The organism is Parasphingomonas puruogangriensis (genome assembly GCF_036663635.1).
Classification (GTDB): Bacteria; Pseudomonadota; Alphaproteobacteria; order Sphingomonadales; family Sphingomonadaceae; genus Sphingomonas.
The window spans coordinates 1-1,049 of record NZ_JAXOJI010000045.1 but is presented as its reverse complement, the minus strand read 5'-3'; the positions used below and the strand labels follow the sequence as shown (position 1 = coordinate 1,049).

Genomic DNA, 1,049 nt, shown 5'->3' with positions numbered 1-1,049 from the left:
CCGTGACCAGAAAATATAGACCTGCTTTGTCCTTAAGGAACAGGTTTTTTGTATGCGCGCCCAGAATCTGGTCGTTATGCAGATTGCTTTCAGCCACCGTGAATACGGCGGCATGTTCATGGCGTTCGTAAACGATGCCGAGCGCTGCAAAGTCTTCATAAAGCTGCGCCTCGGCATCGATCATATTGACGGTCGTATCAATCGGTGACGCGATGGAGCGCACATAATTTGTTGCCATCGGGGTCGCGCAGATAAGCAAGATACAGTTTCATGCCGTTGCCTTCGCGTACGCCGGGAGCATCTTCGATCGCTTCACCGCCATTGTCGACGCCCGCTTGATGCCACGCATCGGCTTGTTCGGGAGTCATTGCAAAACCGATCGTGCAGCCGTTTCCGTGCGTTGCTGGATTACCGTCAATTGGCGGCGTCACCAGAAACATCGATCCGTTGTGCATGTAGATCAAACGCCCTTTGGGATCCTGCATGCCAGGCTTTCCGCCGATCACTGCAAATGTTGCATCGTAAAACTTCTTGGAACGGGCAATATCATTGCTGCCAACCATCATATGACTAAACATATTCGTCTCTCCCTGAGTTAAAACACCACTACGCTGCGGATACTTGTTCCCGCATGCATTAAATCAAATGCCTTGTTGATCTCTTCCAGACCCATGACATGCGTGATCATCGGGTCAATCTCGATTTTGCCGGTCATGTACATATCAACGATCTTTGGCACGTCAGTGCGGCCCTTGGCACCACCAAAGGCCGTGCCCCGCCAGTTGCGACCCGTCACCAGTTGGAACGGCCGCGTGGCAATCTCCTTGCCCGCCTCGGCCACACCAATGATGATGCTGGTGCCCCATCCGCGATGGCACGCCTCAAGCGCAGTGCGCATGACCTCGGTGTTGCCCGTTGCATCAAAGGTATAATCCGCGCCACCATCGGTCATCTCCACGATTTTGGCCACGACATCTTCGCGGCTCATGCCCTTCGAGTTCAGGAACGCTGTCATGCCGAACCTGCGGCCCCATTCTTCACGGTCGGGA

2 protein-coding genes and 1 pseudogene are annotated in these 1,049 nt (G+C 54.1%); all 3 read right to left on the bottom strand.

Annotated features, from left to right (window positions below; translation table 11 throughout):
• Positions 1-184: pseudogene (locus tag U1739_RS21085) on the bottom strand (prolyl-tRNA synthetase associated domain-containing protein); the annotation flags it as partial.
• 13 nt (positions 185-197) lie between these two features.
• Entirely contained in the window at positions 198-578 is a 381-nt protein-coding gene (locus tag U1739_RS21080; protein ID WP_332710578.1) for a VOC family protein, read from the bottom strand.
• Between the two features lie 17 nt (positions 579-595).
• Positions 596-1,049, bottom strand: a 454-nt coding sequence (locus U1739_RS21075) for a zinc-binding dehydrogenase (protein ID WP_332710577.1), incomplete at its 5' end; no start/stop codon positions are given.